The organism is Streptomyces celluloflavus, assembly GCA_000720995.1.
GTDB lineage: Bacteria > Actinomycetota > Actinomycetes > Streptomycetales > Streptomycetaceae > Streptomyces > Streptomyces celluloflavus.
Map to the genome: position 1 here is coordinate 154,701 of JOEL01000006.1, position 25,004 is coordinate 179,704.

Here is a 25,004-nt window from a genome sequence, read left to right on the forward strand (position 1 = left end):
ACTGGGCGTCGGTCCGCTGGGGTTCGGGTTCATCACGATGCCTCCCGGGCGAGGGCGTAGCGGTTGGCGGGGCGCGGCAGGCCGAGGTGCTCGCGCAGCGTGGCGCCGGGGTAGAAGCGGCGCAGCAGGCAGCGGTGCTGGAGCACCGGGACGGTGCCGTCGACGAGCAGGGCGAGGTCGCGCCCGGGGTCCGCGAACCGCAGGTGGAAGCCGTCGGCGGCGCCGTCCGCGTACCAGTCGCCGAGCAGTTCGGCGAGCCCGACGGCATCGCCCGAGCAGTGCAGTTCGACCGGCAGCGAGGCGAGGACGACCAACTGGCCGGGGTCGCGGCCGTGCGCGCGGGCGAGCTCGCGCAGTTCGGCGCGGACGGCACCGGCGCTCTGCGGGTCCGCGGCCCGGACCAGCGCGACATCGGCGTACGCGGCGGCCACCTCCCGTACGGCCCGTTCGGCGCCGGCCGTCTCCCCGGTCGCGTCCACGACCGTGACGGGGTGGCCCTGCGGCGGCCGAGGGACGGTGGAGGGACCGCGGACGGAGAAGTGCGTACCGGCGAAGTCGACGTAGTGCAGTCGGTCCCGGTCGACGAAGCGGCCGGTCGCCCGGTCGCGGATCTCGGCGCCGTCCTCCCAGCTGTCCCACAGCCGCGCGGCGACGTCGGCTGCCTCGCCCGCCTCCCGCCACGCCGCGGCGGGCGGCTCGGCGGCCCGGCGGCCGAAGAGCGCGGCCTCGGCCTCGGTGGTGGACACCTCGGCCTGCCAGCCGGCCCGGCCGCGGCTGACCCAGTCCAGGGTGCTGACGGCGGTGGAGACGTGGAACGGCTCGGTGTGGGTGGTGGTGACGGCCGGGACCAGGCCGATCCGCTCGGTCGCGGGGGCGACGCGGGCCAGCACGGCGAGCGCGTCGAGGCCCGGCCGGGTCAGGCTGTCGCCGAGGGTGACGAAGTCGAGGACACCGCGCTCGGCGAGCCGCGCCAGGCGGACGAAATGCGCCGCGTCGTAGCGGTCGGTGCGGTCCGGCCGGTCCGCGCGGGCGGCCGGCCGCGGGTGCTCCAGCGCGACGGACAGGTGGAGGGGGCGGGGGGATGCGGACATGGGTGAGCCTTCCGTGCGCCGGGTCAGTTCGCTGTCTTGGGCAGGCCGGGCGGGTTGATCCGCGAGGTCTTCAGGGCCTCGCCGCCGAGCCCCCAGCGCGCCAGCACCTTGCCGTACCGGCCGTCGTCGATGACCTTCCGGAGTGCGGCGGCATAGGCACCGACCAGGCCGCTGCCCTTCTTCGTGGTGGCGGCGATCTCGCCCTGGAGGCCGCGGCCGCCGCCGGAGAAGGTCCCGGCGACCTCGGTCAGGCCCGCGGTGCCGACGTGGTAGGCGACGGACGGGTTCGGTCCGAAGTAGCCGTCGATCCGGCCCGATTGCAGGGCGAGGTAGGTGTCGGAGCTCTTCTGGAAGTACTTGATGTCGACCGGTTTACGGCCGGCCTTCTCGTTCTCCTCGCTCCACTCGACGAGGATCTTCTCCTGGTTGGTGCCGGAGCCGACCGCGACGGTCCGGCCCGCGACGTCCTTCGCGCCGCGCACCCGCCAGCCGCTGCCCTTCTTCGTCTCCAGCGCCAGCTCGTCCAGCCGGTAGGTCGCGAAGTCGTACTTCTCCTTGCGCTCCTCGGTGACGGTGACGTTGGAGAAGACCGCGTCGAGTCTGCCGCTGTCCAGGCCGACGAAGAGGTTCTCCCAGGACAGCGGGGTGAACTCGGCCTTCAGGCCGAGGGTGTCGGCGACGAGGGTGGCGAGGTCCTCCTCGACGCCGATGAGGGTCCGGTCGTCGGAGGCGTAGAAGGTCAGCGGCGGTGAGCTGTCGGCGCCCACGCCGATGCGCAGCACACCGGCGTCCCGGACCCGGGCGGGCACCAGGGCGGCGAGCGCCGGGTCCCGCTGCCCGCGGACGCGGTGCTGGTCGGGGCCGGTATTGATCTTCGACCCCGGGGGGCCCGCGGCGACGCTCCCGGTCACCGCGTCACCGCTGCCGCAGGCGGTGAGCAGTACGGATCCGGCGGCGAGCGCGAGGGCGGCGGTCAGAGTGCGGCGGTTCAACTCGGGGCTCCTGGGGATGAGGGGGCCGGGGACGGCCGGACGGGGGACGGCGGCACGTCAGAGGACCTTGGACAGAAAGGACTTGGTGCGCTCGTGGCGGGGGTGGTCGAGGACCTGGCCGGGCGGCCCCTGTTCGACGATCCGGCCGCCGTCCATGAAGACGACGGTGTCGGCGACCTCGCGGGCGAAGCCGATCTCATGGGTGACGACGATCATGGTGGTGCCCTGCCGCGCCAGGTCCTTGATGACCGCCAGGACCTCGCCGACCAGCTCCGGGTCGAGGGCCGAGGTCGGCTCGTCGAAGAGCAGCAGCTTCGGTTCCAGGGCGAGCGCGCGGGCGATGGCGACCCGCTGCTGCTGACCGCCGGAGAGCTGCCGCGGATAGGCGTCGGCCTTGTCGGCGAGGCCCACCCGGTCCAGCAGGGCGCGCGCGGTCGCGAGGACGTCCTTCCGCGGGCGGCGCAGCGCGGCGAGGGGCGCCTCGGTGATGTTGTCCAGGACCGTCAGATGCGGGAAGAGGTTGAAGTTCTGGAAGACGAAGCCGATATGGGTGCGCTGCTTGAGGATCTCCCGTTCGCGCAGTTCGTAGAGCTTGTCGCCGGAGCGCCGGTAGCCGACCAGCGCGCCGTCCACGCTGATCCGGCCGCTGTCGACCTTCTCCAGGTGGTTGATGGTGCGCAGCAGGGTGGACTTGCCGGAGCCGGAGGGGCCCAGGACGACCGCGACCTCACCGGTGCGCACCTGGAGGTCGATACCGCGCAGCACCTCCAGCGCGCCGAAGCTCTTGTGGACGGCGCGGACCTCGACCATCGGCCGGGTTCCGGCGGGCGGCGCGGGGGTGGTGGCGGTGCTCATCGGGTGGCTCCCTTGGCGAAGTGGCGTTCGACGTAGTGCTGGAGGACGGAGAGCACGGTGGTCAGCAGGACGTACCAGGCGGTGGCCACCATCAGCAGCGGGACGACCCGGCCGTTCCGTCCGTAGATGACCTGGACCTGGTAGAAGAGTTCGCCGATCGCCATGACGGAGACGATCGAGGTGCCCTTGAAGAGGGAGATGACCTCGTTGGCGGCGTTCGGCAGGATCGCGCGCATCGCCTGGGGCAGCACGATGCGGCGCAGCTGCCGCGGCCTGGGGATGCCCAGCGCGGCCGCGGCCTCCAACTGGCCGCCGTCCACGGCCAGTACCCCGCCGCGCACGATCTCCGCGGCGTACGCGGCCTGGTGCAGGGCGAGGCCGAGTACCGCCGCGCTCATCGCGCCGACCAGGCCCATGGTGTCGAAGGAGAAGAAGCCGGGGCCGAAGGGGATACCGAAGTCCAGGCGCTTGTAGAGGTAGGCGAGGTTGAACCAGAACAGCAGCTGGACGATGAGCGGGATGGAGCGGAAGGCCCAGATGTAGCCGAAGGCGACGGCCCTGAGGAAGGGGCTCGCGGACAGCCGCATGAAGGCCAGCACGATCCCGAGGGCGAAGCCGAGGACGGTGCCGTAGACGGTGAGCTGGAGGGTGACCCAGACCGCGCGGACGACGGTCTCCGCGGTGAAGAACTGCGCGAACACCCCCCATTCCCAGGCCGGGTTGGTGAGCAGGCCGTGCGCGAACTGGGCGAGCAGCACGGCCGTCACCACGATGGCGGCCCACCGCCAGGGGTGGCGTACGGGGACGACCTTCAGCGCCGCCGGGTCGTCGTCCGCCGGCGGCCCGGTCCGCCGCGGGGCGGTGCGGTCGAGGGGTGGATCACTGGTCAGCGGCATGGGAGTCCTCGGGAGTGGGTGCGGTGCGGACGGCGGCGGGGACCGGCGGGGCGGGGTGAGAACCGGCGGGCGGTGGGGTCCGGTCCCGCAGGAAGGTGAGCAGCGCCCGCGCGGTCGCGTCGTTCTGCCGGAAGGCGGGGGCATTGGTACGGGGGCGGGCGAAGGCGCCGCCGGAGCGGGCGTCGGTGTGCGGGCCGAGGGCGAAGCGGCGGGGGTGCGGGCGGCCCGCCCGGTCCAGGATCCGGCCGTCGGCGGCGGCCACGGCCAGCAGTCCGGCGGCCGTGGACGCGGCGCCTTCGGAGTGCAGTCCGCGCAGCAGGGCGTCCCGGGTGCGCGCGACCGTCGGTTCCGGCAGCCGCGCCTCCACCAGCGCGCGGGCCTCGACCGACGCCCCCGGCACGCTGGCGCTCTCGGCGCGGAAGACCCCGCGCCGTTCGTCGGCGGTGACGGTGGTGTCCGCGCCGAGGAAGCGCACCACCCCGGCCCGGGAGAGCGCGAGCAGCTGGCGCAGCCGGGGGCCGGGCGGTCCGGAGGCGAGGTAGCTGAAGAAGCCGTGCCACCAGGGGCCGCGGTCGCCGATGCGGATCAGTTGCCCGTACACCGACAGCAGGGCGTGGAAGACCGCCAGGTCGGGGCTGTGCGCGGGGTCGTGGCGGCGGGCGAGATCGGCCTCGATGTAGCGGCGCAACCCGTCTTGCAGGGCGTCGGCGTCGCGGTAGCGGACCCCGGCCAGCGGATGGTCCAGGGCGGCCAGGTCGAGGCGGTCGGCGGGGTCCGGGACCGAGGCGCCGACCAGGGCCTGGAGTGCGGCGCTGCCCGGGTCGGCGGCGGCGTACTTCTCCTCGAAGTCGGGCCAGTTGACGCGGGTGCGCTCCGGATGGGCGGTGAACAGCCGGTGGTAGTGGGCGAAGCCCAGTTCCTTGTCGATCAGCGGCCGGATGTCGCGCTCGAAGTCGATGCCGTCGGGCCGGGCGAGCAGCGCGTCGAGCTGCGCGGGCCCGAAGAAGCGGGGCAGCGGCGGCCGTTCGCCGGGCAGCTCGTAGCCGATCTTGGAGTGGTAGGGCACTCCGCGCCGCGATCCGACGTGCAGGACGGGTTCGCGCCCCGAGGGCCGGTAGGTCAGCTCGCCGCCGGCGCCGGTCGTGTAGCTGCCGCCGCGCCCCTCGGTGAGCAGCACCATCAGGTCGACGAAGGCCAGCCCGAAGCCGCGGACGAGCACCGGCTCGCCGGGGCGCAGCGCGGTGAGATCGCTGTCGGCGGTGAAGGCGGGCGGCAGATGGGTCAGCCCGTGCCGGTCGGCGAAGGCGGTCAGCGCCCGCTGCTCGGGCGGCGGGGTCGACTCCAGATGGCCGAGGGTGAGCACGACGAGGTCGGCGACGAGCGGTGTGGGGCACCCCGCCAGCCACACCTGTTGCCGTCCGTCGCGCGCTCCGGCGAGGCGTACGGCGGTGCGCCGGTGTTCGTGGACGGCGATGCGCGGGGGCAGCGCGGCCACCGACCGCTCGTACACCCAGCTCAGATACGCGCTCTGCAGCCGCCGGGCGGCGAAGTCCTGCGGTCCCAGGGCCGCGAGGTCCGCGGCGAGGCCGGGTGCGACGCGTATCCCGCCGTCGCGCACCGCGCGGGCCCAGGCGGCGAGCGAGGGGCCGGGCCGCACCGGGCCCTCCTGCCGCACGGTCTCGTCGGTGAACATGGTGACGTCCTCGGCCAGGGAGTTCATCCACAGCAGCGGGGACTGGTCGTGGCGCCAGATGCGGCCGCCGCCGGGCGGATGCGGATCGACGAGATGCAGGTCCAGCGGCCGGTCGCCGTACAGTTCGGCGGCGTTGGCGGCGATGCGCTCGACCAGTCCGGTGCCGCGCGGCCCGGCTCCCACGATCACCACGGAGGGCCTCGTCATCGGGCACCGGCCGTACCGCGCGCGTAGTGCCGCTCGACGTAGTGCTGGCCGACGCCGAGCACCGAGGTGACCACGACGTACCAGATGGTGGCGACCAGCAGCAGCGGGATGACCTGGTAGGTGCGGTGGTAGACCAGCTGGACGGAGTAGAGCAGGTCCTGTACGGCGATCACGCTGACGATGGAGGTGCCCTTGAGCGTGCCGATCAGCATGTTGCCGGCCGGTGGCACGATCGCCCGCATCGCCTGCGGCAGCACGATGCGGCGCAGCCGCCGCCAGGCGCCGAGCCCGAGCGCCTGGGCGGCCTCCAGCTGGCCCTTCTCGACGGAGAGGAGGCCGCCGCGGACGACCTCGGCGGCGTACGCGGCCTCGTGCAGGGTGAGGCCGATGATGGCGATGGTGACCGGGCCGAGCAGGTTCACGGTCTTGACGGTGAGGAGTTCCGGGCCGAACGGGATGCCGATGCCGAGTTGCGGATAGAGCGCGCCGATGTTGAACCAGAACAGCAGCTGGACCAGGACCGGCATCGAGCGGAAGAGCCAGATGTAGCCCCAACTGACGCTCCGCAGCACCTTGTTGGACGACATCCGCAGCACTGCCAGCAGGGTGCCCAGCACAAAGCCGAGCGCCGTCACCAGCACGGTCAGCCACAGCGTGAGCCCGAGGCCGCGCAGTACGGCGGTGGTGGTGAAGTACTCGCCGACGACGCCCCACTGGAAGGCGTCGTTGCGGACGAGGGAGTTGACGTCCATGGCGAGCAGCAGCACCACGGCGGCGGCGGTCCACTGGCCGGTGCGGCGCACGGGGACGACCTTGAGGGCGTCCGCGGCGGGTGGTGCGCCAGGAGGGTCGAGGGGGCGGTGATCCGGTGACGCGGACGGATCGGACAACACTGCGTCGTTCACAGGCATGCGCGAAGGCTCCGTGGATTCAACGATCTGACACGGGAGTTGAGCGCCTTCACACAGGCGGAACGGGTCGCGCCCCTCAGCACGACCGCCCCTTGAGGCTATGAGGGGCAGGCTATGGGGTGAACACGCCTCATTGTCAATGCCGTCCACACTGTGAGCGAGGGAGCGCTGCGCGGTTGACGTGGAAACGGATGCCTGTTCCACTTGGTCGCATGTATGCATGGCAGCGGCTGGTCACCCGCGACCACATCGACCTCGGTCGTGTGTGGTCGTCTTCCTGTTGAGCTGACGCCCTGCCCTGAAGCCCGCCGCCGATAAGGCCGGGCCGTTTCGCGGTTCTCCTCTCCCGTTACCGCGCGCCTTCACACTTCGCGCCGCCACTCGGCGCACCCCTCCCCTCGCCTGTCCCGGAACCCGGGCGCCCCGGCGTCCCCCGGTTCCTCCTTGTCCACCCTGTCCACGGCTGTTCCCGCCTCCACGGGTCGCTGTTCGCTGTTCACGTTCACTGTTTCCCCGTTCCGCCGGCACGCTCGAAGAAGGGCGCGGTATGCGCTTCGGCGTCTTGACCTTGACCGACCACGTCCCGGACCCACCGTCCGGGCACCGCTTCACCCCGTACGCCACCGGTCCGTACGCGCCCGGTCCGTGCGGACCCGCCCCGCGCGTATGCCGCCGCCCGGCCGCCGGACTCGCGCTATCCACAAGGGAGTTGGGCTCCCCCGCGGCCGACGCCGGGGCGGTCCGGTGACCGGCGCGCCCCGGCCGCCGTACGCGGCCGCCCCGACCGTCCTGCACACCACCGTCACCGATCCGCTCGCCCGCCCACTGCTGGACGAACTCACCCACGAGTACCGCACCCGGTACGAGAAGCCCGTCGATCTGAGCCTGGAGTACCCGCCCGAGGAGTTCACCCCGCCGCGGGGCGCGTTCCTGCTGCTCCTGGCGGACGGCGGTCCGGTCGCCGGCGGTGCGTACCGCCGCTACGACGCGCACACCGCCGAGTTCAAACGGATCTGGACGCACTCCGCGCACCGCCGCCGCGGTCTGGCCCGGCGGGTGCTGGACGTCCTGGAACGGGACGCCGCCGACCGCGGCTACACCCGTGTCTACCTCACGACCGGCCCCCGCCAGCCCGAGGCCAAGGGGCTCTATCTCGCCGCGGGCTACCGCCCGTTGTTCGACCCGACCGCCGACCCGGAGACGATCGGCCCGCTGCCGTTCGAGAAGCACCTGGAGATCCCCCGCCCATGACCACCACCACGCCCCGCGACCGGGCGGCGCGCGCCCCGCGGCCCCGCACCACCGCGCCGCGCGCCGCCGCCCTCCTCGCCACCGCCGTCCTGGCGCTCACCGCCTGCGGCTCGGGCGGTGCGGCCGGCGCGGCGGGACCGGCCGCCGCCGAGGTCCCGACGACGGACGTGGTCTCCGGCGTCACGGAGGACCCGGCCGCCGCGAAACTGCTGCCCGCGGACGTCCGCGCCCGGGGCACCCTCGCCCTGGCCGCCAGCGTCGGCACCCCGCCGGGCGCCACCTATCTCCCCGACGGCACGACCGTGGCCGGCCAGGACATCGACTTCGCGGACGCGGTCGGCAAGGTCCTCGGCCTGAAGCTCACCCGCGAGGTGGCGAGCTTCGAGGCGATCCTGCCCGCCCTCGACAGCGGCAAGTACGACCTGGCCACCGGCAACTTCGGCGTCACCGAGGAGCGCCGCAAGACCATCGACTTCGTCACGTACATCAACGACGGCCAGGGCTTCGCGGTCCGCGCGGACAGCCCGCTGAAGAAGGTCACCGCGCTGCCGCAGCTGTGCGGACTGACCGTCGCCACCGGCGCCGGCACCACCTTCGAGGCGACGCTGGAGGACAACCGGCACCGGTGCCGGGACGCCGGAAAGCCGCCGTACGACGTCAAGACCTACGCCGACCAGGGCGCACTGTGGATCTCGCTGCAGCAGGGGCGCAGCGATGTGGTGATGAGCACCATCAACGGGCTGCGCTACGCCGTGCGGCAGCAGCAGGGCCTGCGGTTCCTCAACGAGTTCAAGCGGCTGGACGTCGGCTTCGCGTTCAAGAAGGGCTCCCCGCTGGCGCCCGCCGTCCAGGCCGCGGTCAACCGGCTGAAGGCGGACGGCACCTACGACCGGATCCTGAAGAAGTGGGGCACCGGCGCCTCGGCCGTCACCACCTCGCGGATCAGCCCGCCGGAGATCCGCTGACCCCGGTCCGGGCGGCCCGTCCGCACCGGCCCCGATCCCACCGGCCGCGCACCGCCACCGCCCGTCCGCACCGACCGTGACACCCGTCGTACTGTCAGTTCGCCACGGGGGCGCGTGCGCTGACACCGCGCCACCCACTTTGCACCAGATGTGTCACGAACCCCCCGTGCGGCGGGTATCCGCTTGGCGCTCGCTCCGCATCATGAACGACCATAGGGAGACGAAACACAGAAACCGCGGGTGAGAGGAGGCGTCCATGGGATCGGTGCGCAGGGCGAGTGCCTGGCTTGGGCTCGTCGACGACAACGATGACGAGCGCTACTACGACGACGACTACGCCGAGGGGTCCGGTTCCGCGTCCACGGACTCGGCCGGCAGCTCCTGGGTGACCGACCCACGGGCCCGGGTGACCGACGAGGCGGCCCAGGACCAGGGCACCCGTATCGCCACGGTCACCCCGGACGGCTTCCGGGACGCCCGCGGTATCGGTGAGCTGTTCCGGGAGGGCGTCCCGGTGATCGTCAACCTGACGGCCATGGAGTCCTCCGACGCCAAGCGCGTGGTGGACTTCGTCGCCGGGCTGACCTTCGGGCTGCGCGGTTCGATCGAGCGGGTCGCCCCCCGGGTGTTCCTGCTCACCCCGCCGGACTACAAGGTGCTCAACGGCGAGGCCGCCGGTCACCGCAGGACCGGCGGCTTCTTCAACCAGAACTGAGGCAGGGCCGCTCACCGGAGGCCGGCCGTCGGCCCGCGCCCGGCGCCACCGCTCAGCGGAAGGCGTCGAGACCGGTGAGCGCCTTGCCCAGTACCAGCTGATGCATCTCGACGGTGCCCTCGTAGGTGAGCACCGATTCCAGATTCGTCGCATGCCGCATGACGGGGTATTCGAGCGAGATCCCGTTGGCGCCCAGGATCGTCCGGGCGGTGCGGCAGATCTCGATCGCCTCGCGGACGTTGTTCAGCTTGCCGAAGCTGATCTGCTCCGGGCGCAGCTTCCCGGCGTCCAGACGCCGCCCCAGATGGTGGGCGAGCAGGATTCCCTTGTGCAGTTCGACCGCCATGTCGGCGAGCTTGGCCTGGGTGAGCTGGAAGCCGCCGATGGGCTTGCCGAACTGCTCGCGCGTCCCGGCGTACTCCAGCGCCGCCTCGAAGCAGGACCGCGCAGCCCCCATCGCGCCCCACACGATCCCGTAGCGGGCGTGGCTCAGGCAGTGCAGCGGACCGCGCAGCCCGGTGACCTCCGGCAGTACCGCGTCGGCCGGCAGCCGCACCTCGTCCAGGACGAGTTCGCTGGTGACCGAGGCGCGCAGGGACCATTTGCGGGTGATCTCGGGGGCCGAGAACCCCGGGGTGTCGGTGGGTACGACGAAACCCCGGATGCCGTCGTCGGTCCGGGCCCACACCACCGCGACACCGGCCACCGAGCCGTTGGTGATCCACATCTTGCGCCCGGTCAGCACCCAGTCGGTGCCGTCCTTCCGGGCGTGGGTGCGCATCCCGGCGGGGTCGGAGCCGTGGTCGGGCTCGGTCAGCCCGAAGCAGCCGATGACCTCGCCGGCCGCCATCCTCGGCAGCCACTCCTGCTTCTGCTCCTTGGAGCCGAAGCGCCAGATCGCGTACATGGCGAGCGAGCCCTGCACGGAGACCAGCGAGCGGATGCCGGAGTCGGCGGCCTCCAGCTCCAGGCAGGCCAGGCCGTACTGGACGGCGGAGGCGCCCGCGCAGCCGTAGCCGGTCAGGGACATGCCGAGCGCGCCCAGGGAGCCCAGCTCCCGGGCCAGTTCGCGGATGCCGGGGAGTTCGCCGCGCTCGTACCAGTCGGCGATATGCGGCAGGACACGGTCGGCGGCCCACCGGCGGACGGTGCCGCGGACGGCGCGGTCCTCGTCGGTGAGCAGGTCGTCCAGGCCCAGCGGGTCGCTGGGGTCGAACGGCGGAAGCGTCGAGGGCGGCTGTGCGGGCATGGCGGGGCCTCCGGCAGGTTCGGCGCACACAAAACTAGCAGTGGTAGTTGGCGTGCCGACGGTACGGCCCCCGGCGCCGTCCGGGCAAGGGTCACCACCGCGCGGCGGGGCGCGGCGGACCCGGGGGGACGGAAGGGGAGGAGAGGAACGTCCGGCGGCCGTCAGCGGCCGGAGCCCGCCGGGGCGGGTTCGCTGTCGCAGCCGGCGCCCGTGGCGGTGTCGCCCTCGGCCCGCTCCGCGGAGTCCGCGGCCCGGCGCGGCAGCCGCAGCGCGATGGCCGCACCGACCAGCAGCAGCAGGGCGCTGCTGACGAGGGTGATGTGCAGCCCGCGGATGAAGGAGTCCCGGGCCGCCTCGCGCAGCGCGGCCCTGGCCGATTCGCCGAGCCCCGCCGCCACCTTGTACGCCTCACCGAGCGAATGCGACGCCGCGGCGGAGGACCGCTCGGAGACGCCGTCGACATGGGAGAGGCCCGGGGCGTAGGCCGCGTTCATCACGCTGCCGAGCAGCGCGACACCGATACCGGCGCCGAGCTGGTAGGAGGTCTCCCCGATGGCCGCGGCGCCGCCGGCCTGCGCCGCGGGCGCCTCGCTGAGCATCGACTCGTAGGCGCCGAAGAGCGTGCTCTGGAAACCGAAGCCGAGCAGCACGAAGCCGAGGGAGAGCAGCCAGACGCGGTCCTGGTCGTTCATCGCGGTCAGGCAGAGCACCGCGGCGGCGGTGAGGACGAACCCGAGGGAGACCATCGCCCGCGGGCCGACGGCCTGCAGCACCCGCGAACCGGCGAGCCCGGCGGCCATCGCGGCGAAGACCAGCGGCAGCATCCGCAGTCCGGTCTCCAGCGGGCTCAGTCCGAGGACGAGCTGGAGGTACTGGACGGCGATCAGCTGGAGGCCGACGAGCGCGAGCATCGCCAGCACGATGCAGCCGACGGAGGTGCCGAACGCGGGGCGGGCGAAGAGCCGCATATCGAGCAGCGGATGCTCGCGCCTGCGCTGGCGGCGGACGAAGAGGATCAGCAGCAGGGTGCCGATGACGATGGGGCCGAGCGTGGTAAGGCCGAGGACGGCCGTACCGCTGCCGATCCGCTTCACGCCCAGGACGATGCCCAGCACGCCCAGCGCCGCGATAACCGTGCCGACCAGGTCCCAGGGGCCGTTGCGCTCGCCCCGCGACTCCGGCAGCAGCCAGCGTCCCACCAGGAACATGACAGCCATCATCGGGATGTTGATGAGGAAGACCGAGCCCCACCAGAAGTTCTCGACGAGGAAACCGCCGAGGACCGGGCCGATGGCGGCGCCGACCGCGGCCACCGCGCTCCACACGCCGATCGCGACCGCGCGCTCCCGCCGGTCGGGGAAGACCTGGCGCAGGATCGACAGCGTCGCGGGCATGATCATCGCGCCGCCGATGCCGAGCAGCGCACGGGCCGCCATCAGGATCTGCGGATTCGGGGCCAGCGCCGCGGCGGCCGAGGCCAGCGCGAACAGGCCGTAGCCGAGGAGCAGTATGCGCCGGCGGCCGACGCGGTCGCCGAGCGTGCCGAAGAGGATCAGCAACGACGCCGCTATCAGCGGATAGACGTCCACGATCCAGAGCAGTTCCACCGGGCCGGGGCGCAGGTCCTCGGTGACGGAGGGCACGGCCACGTACAGGATCGTGGTGTCCAGTGCGACGAAGAGCAGGCTGACGCAGAGCACGATCAGCACGGTCCAGCGGTTCACGCCGCCGCCTGGAAGCCGGGGAACACCAGCCGTCCGTCCACTGCCGGACGCGGTCGTCCCGGACATGCACGTACCTCCTGTCATGCTCTCGCGGCCACTGATCAGGGCACGAAAACGCCCCGGGGGAACCGGCGGCACGGGCGAGTTGAGACGTCAGACTACGCGAGTCCCCAGGGGCGCCGCGTGGCTCACCTCACGATGAGACGCGCATCGCAGGGCTCCGCGTTCCCCCACCGGCCCTCGCCACGCGCTCTTCGGTCACCTGGATAATCGACCGGATGAACGATCCCGCCTCCACGGCCGCCCCCGGCCGGACCTCACCGCGGCCCGCCGTACGGGCCGCGCTGCGCCGCGCCGCACCCGCCCTGGCGGTGTACGCGGCGATCCGGCTGCTGGGCCTCGTCGTGCTCGCCATCTGGTCGACGGCGAACGGCAAGGACTGGCACACGCTGCTCACCGCCCGCTGGGACTCGCTCTGGTACACCCGGGTCGCCGAGCAGGGCTACGGCTACACCGTCCAGTTGGCCAACGGCGACGTCCACTCCAACCTGGCGTTCTTCCCGCTGCTCCCGTGGCTGGAGCGCGGTCTGTCCGCGATCTCGCCGCTGTCCGCCGCCGACGCCGGGATGGTGGTGGCCTGGCTGACGTCGCTCGCCGCGGCCTGGGCGCTGTACGCGACCGGCGAGCGGCTGCACTCCCCGCGCGCGGGGGTGGCCCTGGCGGCGCTGTGGGCGGCGCTGCCGGTCGGGATCGTGCAGTCGATGGCGTATTCGGAGTCCCTGTTCACCGCCCTCGCGGCCTGGGCCGGGTACTCCGTGCTGACCGGCCGCTGGGTGGCGGCCGGCGTACTGGCCTCGCTGGCCGGGCTGACCCGGCCGGTGGGCGCCGCGGTCGTCGCCGCCGTCTGGATCACCGCCGCGGTGACCCTGTGGCGGGAGCGGGCCGACGGCGCCGGGCTGCGCGCGGCCCTCCGGGAGCGGCACCGCGGCCTGATACCGGGCGTCGTGCTCGCACCGCTCGGCTTCTGCGGCTACTTCCTGTGGGTCGCGGCCCGGCAGGGCAGCCTCACCGGCTATCTGGACGTCCAGGCCGGCTGGCACAACGGCTTCGACGGCGGGATCGCCTTCGGCTCGTTCCTCTGGCACCTGCTGTCGGGCCCCGCCTTCCCGGCCGGACTCGGACTGCTCATCGGCGTCGCGCTGGTGATCTGGCTGTACGTGCGCGGCGTACGGCAGGGCCAGCCGCTGCCGCTGGTGGTCTACGGCGGCATCGTCCTGCTGCTCGCGCTGACCGCCAAGGGCTACTTCGGCTCCAAGCCGCGGCTGATGATGCCGGCCTATCCCCTGCTGCTGCCGCTCGCGGTGGGACTGGCGCGGTGGCGTCCGGTGCGCTCCTGGGCGGTCGTCGGCGCGGTCGCGGTGGGCTCGGCGGTGTACGGGGCGTTCTGGCTGAACGGTTCGGGCCCTCCGTGACCGGGAGATTCCCCTCCGTGAGCACCGCGCCCCGGGAAAACGCTCGCGACACCCGTGCGAATCGGAGATAAAATCCGCCCGCGGAAAAGCAGATAAAGCGCCGACGGCGCAACGCCCGAGCGCTCCGATGGGAATCCAAAACGTTCATAATTCCCTTCCGAATCCGTGTGCCGAAGACACGGTTGAGACACATTCCACATCACATCGTCATTACAAAGCTCACAGTTTGACCAAGCACCTACATCACACGCGGTAACGTCGATTGAGTGCGTACCGATGACAAGCTCGACCAGATGGAGGAGCGCCCGACCGACCGCGCCCGACCACGCATGACCCGGACCCGCCTGTGGCTGTTCGGGGGCACGCTGGCGGTGTACTTCGCGATCGTCGTCGGAGTGCTGGCCAACACATGGCTGGTCACGTTCGACTGGCAGCTCATGTTCTTCCGGCCGTACAAGCAGTGGCCGGCGATCCACGAGTTCCTGGACTACTTCGTCGTCCTGGGGCAGCGCGGACCCACCGCGGTGGCGGTGGCGGCCTGGCTGGGCTGGCGCTGCTGGCGGCAGCGCAACCTCCACCCGCTGCTGGTGCTGGGCGCCTCGCTGCTGCTGCTGAACATGACGGTGGGCGCCGCCAAGCTCGGCATGGGCCGGCTCGGCCCGCACTACGCGACGACGGTCGGCGCCAACGAGATGTGGCTGGGCGGCGATATATTTCCCTCGGGTCACACCGCGAACGCCGTGGTCACCTGGGGTGTGCTGGCCTATCTGGCCACCACGCCGCTGCGCCGCCGGACGCTGTCGGTGATCGCCGCGTTGGGCGCGCTCGGCGTCGGCATGACCACCGTCTACCTCGGTACGCACTGGGTCAGCGACGTCCTGCTCGGCTGGGCCGCCGGTCTGCTGGTACTGCTCGCGCTGCCGTGGCTGGAGCCCGCGATGACCCTGGCGGAGGACCGTCTGATGGGTCTGCTGCTGCGGCTGTGGCTGCGGCGCCCCGAGTCGCTGCGCGGCCCGCTGCCGGCCGGTCTGCCGGCACCCGTCTCGCGGCAGCGTGTCGCCCCGGACGGCGAGGTGCTCGTCCGCGAGACCGTCGGCGCCGGTACGGGCGGCCGTGGCGGTACCGCCCGCACCCCGGACGGCCGCCCGCACCACCCGCCCCGGCCGCACACCACCCGTGCGGAGCGTTCACCTGTCACCCCGGCGGGCAGCCGACGGCCGCCGCACGCGGACCGTGTCCCGCGCGCCACACCGCTGAGCCCGACATCCGGGCGCGGCCGCAACGGGACCGGCTGACCGCCCCCTGACCGCGGGGCCGGTACGCACACCCGCTTCCCCGCATCGAAGGCCCCGGCCGCTCCCCCTCGGGAGCAGCCGGGGCCTTCGCCGTACACCGCCGCCGTCAGCCCTTCCAGCAGCGGTGCACCCGGCCGTCCCGGACCTCGAAATTGAGCCGGCCACCCAGGTATTCCATGGTGATCACCGTGCCCGGTGCCAGCGAGCGGACCGTGCTCCAGCCTCGCGTGCGGGCCCGGTCCTCGGCGTCCTGCCCGGCCAGACCGACGTACACCTCGATGTCGTCCTCGGGTTCGTTCAGGGGGTGCGGTACGGGTGCCATGGCAGCCACCGTAGGCGGCCGCGCCGACGTGCGGAAGTCCCTTCCTTCCCATACGACGATGACCTCCCGGTCCGCCATTGGTCACACTTGTGTCACAGCTAAGGCTGCTGCGTTTGCCGGAACTTCGCTCACCCATACGGGCCATCCGATGCCGCAACCGGGTGGAAAATGAAGTCGGCGGAATTCGGCCTTGATCAAACCTGAAACGAGTTGCCGTCACCCCGGACAGCACCGGATGCCGTTCGGAAAACAATCCGTCGCCGGCCCGGGATTCCCGTTACCCGAAGTCCTTTATCGGCCGTCCGGTAATTGGCCAACGACACACATCCCACACACATTTTCCGCACATCATCCCCCACAGGGGCGGACCGGGCGCGGTGGGCAGGACGGTGCGTTCGCCGCCCCGGCGCGCGGCGGACAGCGGGGCCCGTCGAGCGCTTCCGGGGCCCTGGCGGACGGATCGAGGTACACCGCCGCCCCTGCCGCCGAGGCGCGCGGCGGCACCGTCGCCCGCCGCGCGGAGAGCCTGGGTGGAGGCGCCCCCGGAGACGTACCTGGCGAGGTCCTTGGCGAGGTCCTGGGCGAGTCTCTCGGCAGGCGGAGTGGCGAGTGCCCAGCGCGGGCCGCGTGGACGCTGTGCGGGCGATCCGGTCCGCGCAGGAGGTACGCCGGTCTGCGCGGTCCACGTCCCGGGGCGGGGTGGACGCGCCGAGGCGGGGTGGACGCGGCAGCCGAGCCCGCGCGGACCGTCGGTATCCCGGCGGTCCGGCCTGGCGCTCCGGCCCGCCGCGAGCCTCCCGGCCGTCGCCGACAGCCGCTGGCCCCGGTCTCCGGTCCCCCGCCTGCCGTCAGCCCGCGGCCGGCCGGGCCGGGCCCGCGACCCGTATCGCCAGGTCGTTGTCGTACGTGTAGTAAGGGCCGACCGTGAACTCGCCCGCCGCGGCCGGCACCGGCAGCGCCGGGTAGCTGACGGCCCGCTTCTTGTCCGGGAGGTCGTCCAGGAGACGGGCGATGCGGACCGGACGCGCACCCTCGGCGGGCCGCAGCCACAGGTCCCACGGCTCGTCGCCGCCCGCCCAGCGGGCGGCCAGCTCCTCGTACGGCAGGGTGAAGGTGAAGTCCCGGCCCTCGACGGTCAGCGGGACGGTGACGGTGGCCGGACCGGCGCCACCGGGCGCGCCGTCCGCCGCCGGGGTACGCCGCGCGCGGGCCTCGGCCCGCGCCCCGGCGGCCGGGGCGGCGCCGTACAGCCGGCCGGAGACCGTCAGGCCCTCGGGCGCCACCAGGATGTCGCCGGCCTCGGCATGCGGGCCGCGCAGCCAGCTGCGCAGCGCGAGATTGCCGAACCTGGTCGCGTACGGGATGCGCACGCCGAGCCGGCCGATGCCCGCCAGCGGTCGGCGGCCCACCAGTGGCCGCAGGTCGTTGACGCCCGGCAGCAGGCGCCGCGGCTCGCGGCCGTCGCCCAGGTCCGCGTAGGCGTGCCAGCGGCCCTCGGCGAGCGCGACGGTGCTGGGCAGTACGGCGCGCAGCCGGCCCGAGCCGTTCGGCCCGAGGGGCAGCCGCACCTCGTCGGCCGCGCCCTCATCGCCGCGCAACCGCAGCACCAGCGCCGCGCTCCAGGTGGTGTCGGCGTCCTGAGGCGCGGTCAGATCGAAGGTGAGGCCGCCCGCGGAGTCCGCGATGCAGTCGGCCCGCAGCTCCCCCGCCACCGGCGCTTCGCGCCCTTCCCGGCCGGCCGCCGGTCCGCCGCCCGTGAGCCCCGGCCCTGCGCCCTCCGGCCCGGTGTCCTCCGGCCCGGTGTCCTCCGGAACGTCCGGCCCCGGGCCGCTGCCCCCGGGCTCGTCGGCCTCGGCTCCGGCCGCGGGCAGCCACGTCGACGCGTTCATCCCGTCCGCACCTCTCTCACCACGGCACCCGCCGCGTCCTCGGTGGCGTATGCGCCGCTCGACAGTGCGCCCCGGGCGCACCACGGGGCACCGCCCCACCGGTGGCCGGGCGCCGGGGCTGCGCCGCCGCGGGCGGGGCCGCTCTCCCGGAGGTCCGGGAGCCGCCGCGGGCCGGGGACCGGCGCGGCGCGGTGGCGCCGTACGGGGACGGTCCCGGCGCCGTGCCGCGCGGCCCCGGTACGGGCCGGGGTGCGGGCCGTCCGGAGCTCTTCCCCGACGCCGTGGGCGTGGTGAATCAGGAGTGAGAGGTGCATCCCGTCCGTCCTGTGTCCCTGCTCTTCCGGTCGTGCCTGGCCGTCCCGTCCCCGCGGCTCGCCACCGGCCCTCGGTGACGTCACGCGTCCAACTACTGAACGTCAGGACCGCGCGCGAGGGTTCCGAGTTGAGGGCTTTCGCCAAGTTGTGCCGCGAAAGTTAGGGCATCGGTAGGCGGGCTGGGCAACCACACGGCCGCGCGATGCGTCCGGCCGTCGGCCCTACCAGGGCCGGCAGGCGCCCGGGAGGAAGGCGAGGCCGCCGCAGACCGGGACACCACTCCGGAGGGCCGGGACGGTTCCGGCCGCCGCGGTCCCCCCGGACGGGCCGCCGCGCCGTGCGGCATAGGTCCTGCCGCTCAGCCCGTAGTGCCCGGAGCAGCCGGGCCAGGCGGTCCAGCCCTGGTCGGCCAGCACCTTCTCCGCGATCTCGGTCTGCTGGCCGCGGGTGGCGAGGTCGGCGCGCGGCGCGTGGACGAGGCCCCCGTAGCGCTCCCAGGTGGGCTGCCCGAACTGGAGGCCGCCGTAGTAGCCGTTACCGGTGTTGATGTGCCAGTCACCGCCGCTCTCGCACTCGGCGATGCAGCCCCACGGCCATCCGTCGACGGCACAGGCGTACGGGGCCGGGCCGTCGCCGTCGCCACGCGGACCGGCGGCCGCGGCGCCGCCCGGCAGCCACAGGGCCAGCGCGGCGGCCGCCCCGGCGAGCAGCCCGGCGGCTGTCGCGCGGCGCCGGGGCACCGAGGTGGCGGGCGGCGCCGAGGAGCCGGCAGTCAGGAGCGGCATGACCGACGTGAGCAGCATGGCCGGTCACGTTAGGCAGCCGTACGGCGCGGACCGGCGGCGCCGCGCGCGGGGTGCGGCCGGCCCACCCGGTCCGGTGTACGCGGCACCGCCACCTGCGCCAGGTATTGCGCGCAAATTGACGGTGCGTGACCGGTTTCGGGACGCCTTTTCACCGATTCCCCCTGGGCGCCGAATGGTTCGATTCCGTTCCCGTCCACGCGTGACCCCTGCCCGAGCTCGCCCGTTGTTGTTCTACGAGCCGGGAGACCGCCCGGCCGCCGCTCAGAAAACGAGGAGCCACCCGTGCCGCGCATGCTCGACGTCAGTGACGACGTTCGCGCCGAGATCGGCGATGAAGAGGCCGACCGACTGCTGGCCGGTAACGGCGCCCCCGGCAGCTACGACTGCACCTCCTGCCGCACCCCGGGCGACAGTGAGCAGGAGCGCACCAGCACCGTCCTGTTCGTGGGCGAGGAGACCGCGGTGCTCGCGTTCGCGCACGCGACGTGCATTCCCTCGCAGGTCGTCCCGGTGTCGGAGGAGCAGCTCCAGGGAGCCGTGCGCTCCATCACCGGCGAGGACACCGCCGGTGCGGCGCCCGCACCGAGCACACCGATCCCCACCGGCGACCGCCAGGCGACCCTCGGCATCACCTGCGGCCTGGTGCTCATCGAGAGCGAGCTGCGCCCCGCGCTGGTCGTCGAGCCCAACGGCCCGATCGCCCGCCCCGGTTCGGTGAGCCTGGACGACGACTTCCTTCCCCTCCTCCTGGAGCAGGGCTTCCACGCGGTGAAGGACATGAACGAACTGCCCGTCCTGAATCCGGGCTGGTCCGCACTGCTGGCCATGGGCAAGCTGCACGCCGTCCTGCAGCCGGGCTCGGCCGGCAGCCAGTCCGCGTGGTGGCAGGCCCATCAGCCGCTGGCCGTCTCCGACGGCTGGCGCGCCGCCGCGAACAAGGCGCAGAGCGTGCTGATGTACGCCGCGCCGGCGGGCACCATCGGGCACCAGCCGCGGGAGGACCTGATGCGGCAGGCGCTGGAGCAGGCGGCCGCGCAGGGCGTCCTGGTCGCCGCGATGATGCCGCTGGCCGGCACCTGACCGGTCCGGCGCACCGCCGGACCGGCACACCGCACGCGGGGGCAGCACCGCCTGATACGGCGGTCCTGCCCCCGCGTGCATCCATTTCCGCCCGAAAAGCCGCATCCCGACGGCATCGGGATCGTTTGCACATACGTGCACACATACGACGCTTCTTCGCGTGCCCCGTACCCTCCCCCGATTCCCGGTATGCGCCCGCCGCATGATCCGGGAGCGCACACCGGCCTCGGTTCGGCGACGCCGATCTACGACGCGCTGTACGCCGAGTACCGCCGCTCCTTCCGGGCGCTGCCCGGGGACCGTACGGACGAGCCACCGGGCCCGGAGCTGCTCGGCGGTCACCGGGACTGGGCCCGGACGACGGCGTCGTCCGGCCACTGGGAGGTCGTGGCCCGGCAGCCGTACCCCTTCCGGGGCCATGTCCCGGCGGCACTGCCGCCGGGGCCGCGCGACTCCCGGCTGCACGGGCGCTGAACGCCCGCCGCGGCCGGGCCGCCGCCGCTACTTCTTCCGGCCGCGCTTCTCGCGCACCCGCACGGAGAGGTGGATCGGCGTCCCCTCGAAGCCGAACTCCTCGCGCAGCCGGCGCTCGATGAAGCGTCGGTAGCCGGCCTCCAGGAACCCCGAGGCGAAGAGCACGAAGCGCGGCGGCTTCGTGCCGGCCTGGGTGCCGAAGAGGATGCGGGGCTGCTTGCCGCCGCGGATCGGGTGCGGGTGGGAGGCGACGATCTCGCCGAGGAAGGCGTTCAGCCGACCGGTCGGGATACGGGTCTCCCACCCGGCAAGCGCGGTCTCGATCGCCGGGACCAGCTTCTCCATGTGCCGTCCGGTGCGCGCGGAGACGTTCACCCGCATCGCCCACGGGATCTGCACGAGGTCGCGCTCGATCTCCCGCTCCAGGTAGAAGCGGCGCTCCTCGTCGAGGTTGTCCCACTTGTTGTACGCGATGACCAGGGCGCGCCCGGCCTCCACGGCCATCGTGATGATCCGCTGGTCCTGGACGCTGATGGAATCGCTGGCGTCGATCAGGACGACCGCGACCTCGGCCTTCTCCACGGCCGCCGCGGTGCGCAGCGAGGCGTAGTAGTCGGCGCCCTCCTGGAGGTGGACCCGGCGGCGGATACCGGCGGTGTCCACGAACTTCCAGGTCTTGCCGCCGAGTTCGATCAGCTCGTCGACCGGGTCGCGGGTGGTGCCGGCCATCTCGTTGACGACCACCCGCTCCTCGCCCGCGACCTTGTTGAGCAGCGACGACTTGCCGACGTTCGGACGGCCGATCAGCGCGATCCGGCGGGGGCCGCCGAGTGCGGCGCCGAAGGTCTGCGCGGGCGCCTCGGGCAGCGCCTCCAGGACGGCGTCCAGCATGTCGCCGGTACCGCGGCCGTGCAGCGCCGAGACCGGGTGCGGCTCGCCGAGGCCCAGCGACCACAGCGCGGTGGCGTCGGCCTCACCGGACAGGCCGTCGACCTTGTTGGCGACCAGGACGACGGGCTTGCCGGAGCGGCGCAGCAGCTTGACGACGGCCTCGTCGGTGTCGGTGGCGCCGACCTTGGAGTCCACGACGAAGACGACCGCGTCCGCGGCCTCGATGGCGAATTCGGCCTGGAGGGCGACGGACGCGTCGATGCCGAGGACGTCCTGCTCCCAGCCGCCGGTGTCCACGACCTTGAAACGGCGGCCGTTCCAGTCGGCCTCGTAGGTGACGCGGTCGCGGGTGACGCCCGGCTTGTCCTCGACGACGGCCTCACGGCGGCCGATGATGCGGTTCACCAGGGTCGACTTGCCGACGTTGGGGCGGCCGACGACGGCGAGGACGGGCAGCGGTCCGTGCCCCGCCGCGGCGATGTCGCCCTCGACCTCCTCGGGGTCGAAGCCTTCCTCCGCGGCGAGCTGCATGAACTCCGCGTACTCGGCGTCGCCAAGCGCACCGTGCTCGTCGCCGGTGTGGATCTGGTCGTTCATGAAGTCCGTTCCTCGCCCTACTGAAATATGCGGCTGGCGCCGCGTGGCTTCGTCATCGGTGGACCGCCCGCAGGCGGCCCACTACTCAAGTGTCGGTCAGCGCCCGGTCAGGCGCCTGGCCGCCGCCAGGTGGGCGGTCAGCCGCTCCTGGATCCGCACGGTCGCCTCGTCCAGCGCCTTGCGGGTGCGCCGCCCACTGCCGTCGCCCGCCTCGAAGCCGTCACCGAAGACGACGTCGACGCGGCCGCGCAGTGGCGGCACGGCCGGGGTGAGCCGGCTCTTGCGGTCCGTACTGCCGAGCACCGCGACCGGGACGACCGGGGCCCCGGAACGCACCGCGAAGTAGGCGAGGCCGGCCCGCAGGGACGCGAAATCCCCCTCGCCGCGCGTGCCTTCCGGGAAGATGCCCAGCACTCCGCCGGCCTCCAGCACCCCGAGTGCGTCGGTGATCGCTTTGCGGTCGGTGGTGTCGCGGTCCACCTTCAGCTGCCCGATGCCGCGCAGGAACGGGTCCAGCGGGCCGACGAAGGCTTCCTTCTTGATCAGGAAGTGCACCGGCCGCGGCGCGGTGCCCATCAGCATCGGGCCGTCGAGGGCGTGCGCGTGATTGACCGCGAGGATCACGGGGCCCGCGGACGGTACCCGCCAGGCGCCCAGCACCCGGGGCTTCCAGAGCCCGTACATCAGGCCGATGCCGATCCGGCGGCCGACCGCGGCGCCCGCCGGGCTCGGTGCCGTGCCGCGTCCGGTCACCGGGTGACCCCGGCCCGTTCGGCGCAGGCACCCTCGATAAGGGTGACCACGCACTCGATGACCTGGTCCAGCGTCAGGTCGGTGGTGTCCACCTCGACGGCGTCGGCGGCCTTGGCCAGCGGGGAGGTCTTCCGGGAGGAGTCGGCGGCGTCCCGCTTGATCAGCGCCTCGCGGGTGGCGGCCAGGTCGCCGGCCTCCTTGCCCTTGAGTTCGCCGCTGCGGCGGGCCGCCCGCGCCTCGGCCGAGGCGGTCAGGAAAACCTTGAGGTCGGCGTCGGGCAGGACGGTGCTGCCGATATCCCGGCCCTCCACGACGATGCCGTGCGGCGCCTCGGCGGCGATACCGCGCTGGAGGTCGGTGATCAGGGTGCGCACCTCGGGGACGGCGCTGACGGCGCTGACCGCGGCGGTGACCTCCTGGGTCCGGATGGGGCCCGCGGCGTCCAGACCGTCCACCGAGATCGTCGGGGCGGCCGGGTCGGTGCCGGAGACGATCACGGGCTTGGCGGAGGCGTCGGCCACCGCGGTCGCGTCGTTCACGTCGATGCCGTTGGAGAGCATCCACCAGGTGATGGCGCGGTACTGGGCGCCGGTGTCCAGGTAGCCGAGGCCGAGCTTGGCCGCCACGGCCCTGGACGTGCTGGATTTGCCCGTGCCGGCAGGTCCGTCGATGGCGACGATCACTGCGGCCGGGGCGGTCCGGGCGGCGGTTTCCACGGTGACGAACACCTTTCTCGTACACAGGGCGGCGGGCTGAGGCCATACAGACCTCGCACAAGGTTACTGGCTCACCCGCGCCCCGCCGTCCATGGTGTCACTGCCGGATGGACCAGCCCCGTTCGCGCAGCTCCGCGGTGAGCACCGGCACCGCCTGCGGCTCGACCATGAGCTGGATGAAGCCCGCCTGCTGGCCGGTGGCGTGTTCGATACGGACGTCTTCGATGTTGACCGCGGCGCGGCCGGCGTCGGCGAAGATCCGGGCCAGCTCGCCCGGCTGGTCGCCGATGTAGACGGCGACGTTCTCGTACACGGCCGGGGCGGTGCCGTGCTTGCCCGGCACCCGCTCGCGGCCGGCGTTGCCGCGCCGCAGCACGTCCTCGATACCGTCGGCGCCGGCCCCGCGCGCGTCCTTGTCGTCGCTCTCCAGGGCGCGCAGCGACCGTACGGTCTCGTCCAGGTCGGCGGCGACCTCGGCGAGCACATCGGCGACCGGGCCGGGGTTGGCGGACAGGATGTCGATCCACATCGCCGGGTCGGAGGCGGCGATCCGGGTCACATCCCGGATGCCCTGGCCGCACAGCCGTACGGCGGTCTCGTCGGCGCCCTTGAGGCGGGCGGCGACGAGGCTGGAGAGCAGCTGCGGGGTGTGCGAGACCAGGGCCACGGCGCGGTCGTGGGCGTCCGCGTCCATCACCACCGGGACGGCACGGCAGAGCGCCACCAGCTCCAGGGCGAGGTTCAGGACCTCGGTGTCGCCGTCGCGGGGCGGGGTCAGCACCCACGGCCGGCCCTCGAAGAGGTCGGCGGCCGCGGCCAGCGGTCCCGAACGCTCCTTGCCGGCCATCGGGTGCGTACCGAGATAGCGGGACAGGTCGCAGCCCGCCGCCTCCAGCTCGCGGCGCGGGCCGCCCTTGACGCTCGCGACGTCGAGGTATGCGCGCGCCACGCCGCGCCGCATCGCCTCGGCGAGCGCCGTCGCGACATGGGCGGGCGGCACGGCGACGATGGCCAGATCGACCGGGCCGGGGGGCGCCTCGGCGATGCCCGCACCGAGCGCGGCAGCCGTCCGGGCCTGGGCCTGGTCGTGGTCCTCCAGGAACACCTGCACACCCCGCGCGTGCAGTGCGAGCGCGGCCGAGGTGCCGATCAGGCCCGTACCGATGACGAGGGCGGTCCTCACTGCGCGATGTCCTTCCGCAGCGCCCCGGCGGCGCCGAGGTAGACGTGGGCGATCCCGGTCTTGGACAGACCGGTCTCGACATGGGCGAGCACCCGCACCACGCGCTCCATGGCGCCGGTGACGTCCAGCTCCTGGGCGCAGATCAGCGGGACGTCCGTGATGCCCAGGCCGCGCGCGGCGGCGGCCGGGAAGTCGCTGTGCAGATCGGGGGTGGCGGTGAACCACACACTGATCAGGTCGTCGGGGACGAGGCTGTTGCGCTCCAGGATGGCGGTGAGCAGCTCCGCGACCCGCTCCCGCATGTGCTCCGCGTCGTCCCGCTCCAGCTGGACGGCCCCGCGGACCGCTCGTACCGCCACGTCACTGCTCCCTGTGTTGTGTACCGCTTCCGACGTGCCCCCGCACGCACGGTCAAGCGTATCCAGGGGCACCGACAGCCGTGCGCGGCGCCCGTCCGCCCCGTGCCGCACCGGAACCGGGTGGCGGCCACCGCCCCACCCGCCGCCGATTCGCCATGGCCACGGGTCACGGCCTGGTCGCCGAGCACACCGGCGGTGCGTAGAGGCGAGCACGGAGGGCTTCTGCCAGGGATGGACGGTTCCGCGAACCGGCGCCCGGTGAACGGGGCGCCGCGAGCCCGGTCGCCCGGGACGGACGGCGAC

The 25,004-nt window shown here is 73.2% G+C and carries 24 protein-coding genes; 7 read left to right on the top strand and 17 right to left on the bottom strand.

Features of this window, described 5'->3' with window-relative positions; genetic code table 11:
* Positions 1-32: 32 nt before the first annotated feature.
* Genes IH09_RS08270 through IH09_RS08295 form a run of 6 tightly spaced genes read right to left on the bottom strand, consistent with a single transcriptional unit; the run spans position 33 to position 6,645 of the window.
* Positions 33-1,091: an LLM class flavin-dependent oxidoreductase gene (locus IH09_RS08270; protein ID WP_110952156.1), complete on the bottom strand. Its 1,059-nt coding sequence runs from the start codon at positions 1,089-1,091 to the stop codon at positions 33-35.
* Positions 1,092-1,114: 23 nt separating this feature from the next.
* Entirely contained in the window at positions 1,115-2,083 is a 969-nt protein-coding gene (locus IH09_RS08275; RefSeq protein ID WP_052855449.1) for an ABC transporter substrate-binding protein, read from the bottom strand.
* Positions 2,084-2,140: 57 nt separating this feature from the next.
* A complete protein-coding gene (locus tag IH09_RS08280) occupies positions 2,141-2,938 on the bottom strand; it encodes an amino acid ABC transporter ATP-binding protein (protein WP_052855450.1) in 798 nt (265 codons plus the stop codon).
* Positions 2,935-3,834, bottom strand: a complete 900-nt coding sequence (locus tag IH09_RS08285; protein ID WP_052855451.1) for an amino acid ABC transporter permease — start codon at positions 3,832-3,834, stop codon at positions 2,935-2,937. The genes IH09_RS08280 and IH09_RS08285 overlap by 4 nt, the downstream gene beginning before the upstream one ends.
* On the bottom strand, positions 3,818-5,734 hold the full coding sequence (locus IH09_RS08290; protein ID WP_052855452.1) for an FAD/NAD(P)-binding protein: 1,917 nt from the start codon (positions 5,732-5,734) through the stop codon (positions 3,818-3,820). Before IH09_RS08290 ends, IH09_RS08285 begins: the two co-directional genes overlap by 17 nt.
* Entirely contained in the window at positions 5,731-6,645 is a 915-nt protein-coding gene (locus tag IH09_RS08295) for an amino acid ABC transporter permease (protein ID WP_110952157.1), read from the bottom strand. The genes IH09_RS08290 and IH09_RS08295 overlap by 4 nt, the downstream gene beginning before the upstream one ends.
* A gap of 744 nt (positions 6,646-7,389) precedes the next feature.
* On the opposite strand from IH09_RS08295, the gene IH09_RS08300 reads away from it, so the two are divergent.
* From IH09_RS08300 to IH09_RS08310, 3 genes are all read left to right on the top strand, one after another.
* The gene (locus IH09_RS08300; protein WP_052855454.1) at positions 7,390-7,896 is read left to right on the top strand and encodes a GNAT family N-acetyltransferase; all 507 of its coding nucleotides are present in this window, start codon (positions 7,390-7,392) and stop codon (positions 7,894-7,896) included.
* On the top strand, positions 7,893-8,861 hold the full coding sequence (locus IH09_RS08305) for an ABC transporter substrate-binding protein (RefSeq protein ID WP_052855455.1): 969 nt from the start codon (positions 7,893-7,895) through the stop codon (positions 8,859-8,861). The genes IH09_RS08300 and IH09_RS08305 overlap by 4 nt, the downstream gene beginning before the upstream one ends.
* 256 nt (positions 8,862-9,117) lie before the next feature.
* The gene (locus IH09_RS08310) at positions 9,118-9,576 is read left to right on the top strand and encodes a cell division protein SepF (protein ID WP_052855456.1); all 459 of its coding nucleotides are present in this window, start codon (positions 9,118-9,120) and stop codon (positions 9,574-9,576) included.
* Positions 9,577-9,628: 52 nt separating this feature from the next.
* Here the strand turns inward: IH09_RS08310 and IH09_RS08315 are convergent, their stop codons facing one another.
* Both IH09_RS08315 and IH09_RS08320 read right to left on the bottom strand, forming a co-directional pair.
* Positions 9,629-10,825, bottom strand: a complete 1,197-nt coding sequence (locus IH09_RS08315; protein ID WP_052855457.1) for an acyl-CoA dehydrogenase family protein — start codon at positions 10,823-10,825, stop codon at positions 9,629-9,631.
* A 161-nt stretch (positions 10,826-10,986) separates the two neighbouring features.
* The gene (locus IH09_RS08320) at positions 10,987-12,615 is read right to left on the bottom strand and encodes an MFS transporter (protein ID WP_052855458.1); all 1,629 of its coding nucleotides are present in this window, start codon (positions 12,613-12,615) and stop codon (positions 10,987-10,989) included.
* 212 nt (positions 12,616-12,827) lie between these two features.
* Between IH09_RS08320 and IH09_RS08325 the strand changes: the two genes are divergently transcribed.
* Positions 12,828-14,021 (top strand): glycosyltransferase family 39 protein, encoded by a 1,194-nt coding sequence (locus IH09_RS08325; RefSeq protein WP_052855459.1) that lies wholly within the window; start codon positions 12,828-12,830, stop codon positions 14,019-14,021.
* Between the two features lie 266 nt (positions 14,022-14,287).
* A complete protein-coding gene (locus IH09_RS08330) occupies positions 14,288-15,316 on the top strand; it encodes a phosphatase PAP2 family protein (protein WP_052855460.1) in 1,029 nt (342 codons plus the stop codon).
* Positions 15,317-15,422: 106 nt separating this feature from the next.
* Here the strand turns inward: IH09_RS08330 and IH09_RS08335 are convergent, their stop codons facing one another.
* The 4 genes from IH09_RS08335 to IH09_RS36780 form a co-directional block, all read right to left on the bottom strand.
* The gene (locus IH09_RS08335; protein WP_052855461.1) at positions 15,423-15,638 is read right to left on the bottom strand and encodes an I78 family peptidase inhibitor; all 216 of its coding nucleotides are present in this window, start codon (positions 15,636-15,638) and stop codon (positions 15,423-15,425) included.
* 848 nt (positions 15,639-16,486) lie between these two features.
* On the bottom strand, positions 16,487-17,527 hold the full coding sequence (locus IH09_RS08340) for a hypothetical protein (RefSeq protein WP_240151026.1): 1,041 nt from the start codon (positions 17,525-17,527) through the stop codon (positions 16,487-16,489).
* A complete protein-coding gene (locus tag IH09_RS08345; protein WP_052855462.1) occupies positions 17,524-17,841 on the bottom strand; it encodes a hypothetical protein in 318 nt (105 codons plus the stop codon). The genes IH09_RS08340 and IH09_RS08345 overlap by 4 nt, the downstream gene beginning before the upstream one ends.
* Before the next feature lie 222 nt (positions 17,842-18,063).
* The gene (locus IH09_RS36780; protein ID WP_240151027.1) at positions 18,064-18,645 is read right to left on the bottom strand and encodes a transglycosylase family protein; all 582 of its coding nucleotides are present in this window, start codon (positions 18,643-18,645) and stop codon (positions 18,064-18,066) included.
* A gap of 285 nt (positions 18,646-18,930) precedes the next feature.
* On the opposite strand from IH09_RS36780, the gene IH09_RS08355 reads away from it, so the two are divergent.
* Together IH09_RS08355 and IH09_RS08360 are read left to right on the top strand one after the other, a co-directional pair.
* Positions 18,931-19,728 carry a hypothetical protein gene (locus IH09_RS08355; RefSeq protein WP_052855463.1) on the top strand — a complete coding sequence of 266 codons (798 nt, stop codon included), beginning with the start codon at positions 18,931-18,933 and terminating at the stop codon, positions 19,726-19,728.
* Positions 19,729-19,917: 189 nt separating this feature from the next.
* Complete coding sequence (locus IH09_RS08360; protein WP_052855464.1) at positions 19,918-20,202, top strand: hypothetical protein; 285 nt, start codon at positions 19,918-19,920, stop codon at positions 20,200-20,202.
* A 27-nt stretch (positions 20,203-20,229) separates the two neighbouring features.
* Here the strand turns inward: IH09_RS08360 and der are convergent, their stop codons facing one another.
* The 5 genes from der to aroH all read right to left on the bottom strand — a co-directional run bounded on the left by der (position 20,230) and on the right by aroH (position 24,701).
* Positions 20,230-21,690 (bottom strand): ribosome biogenesis GTPase Der, encoded by a 1,461-nt coding sequence (der, locus tag IH09_RS08365; protein ID WP_052855465.1) that lies wholly within the window; start codon positions 21,688-21,690, stop codon positions 20,230-20,232.
* Between the two features lie 96 nt (positions 21,691-21,786).
* Entirely contained in the window at positions 21,787-22,443 is a 657-nt protein-coding gene (locus IH09_RS08370; RefSeq protein ID WP_052855466.1) for a lysophospholipid acyltransferase family protein, read from the bottom strand.
* Positions 22,440-23,171 (bottom strand): (d)CMP kinase, encoded by a 732-nt coding sequence (cmk, locus tag IH09_RS08375; protein WP_052855467.1) that lies wholly within the window; start codon positions 23,169-23,171, stop codon positions 22,440-22,442. Before cmk ends, IH09_RS08370 begins: the two co-directional genes overlap by 4 nt.
* Before the next feature lie 85 nt (positions 23,172-23,256).
* A complete protein-coding gene (locus tag IH09_RS08380) occupies positions 23,257-24,342 on the bottom strand; it encodes a prephenate dehydrogenase (RefSeq protein ID WP_052855468.1) in 1,086 nt (361 codons plus the stop codon).
* Positions 24,339-24,701 carry a chorismate mutase gene (gene aroH, locus IH09_RS08385; RefSeq protein ID WP_052855469.1) on the bottom strand — a complete coding sequence of 121 codons (363 nt, stop codon included), beginning with the start codon at positions 24,699-24,701 and terminating at the stop codon, positions 24,339-24,341. The genes IH09_RS08380 and aroH overlap by 4 nt, the downstream gene beginning before the upstream one ends.
* Positions 24,702-25,004: the final 303 nt, after the last annotated feature.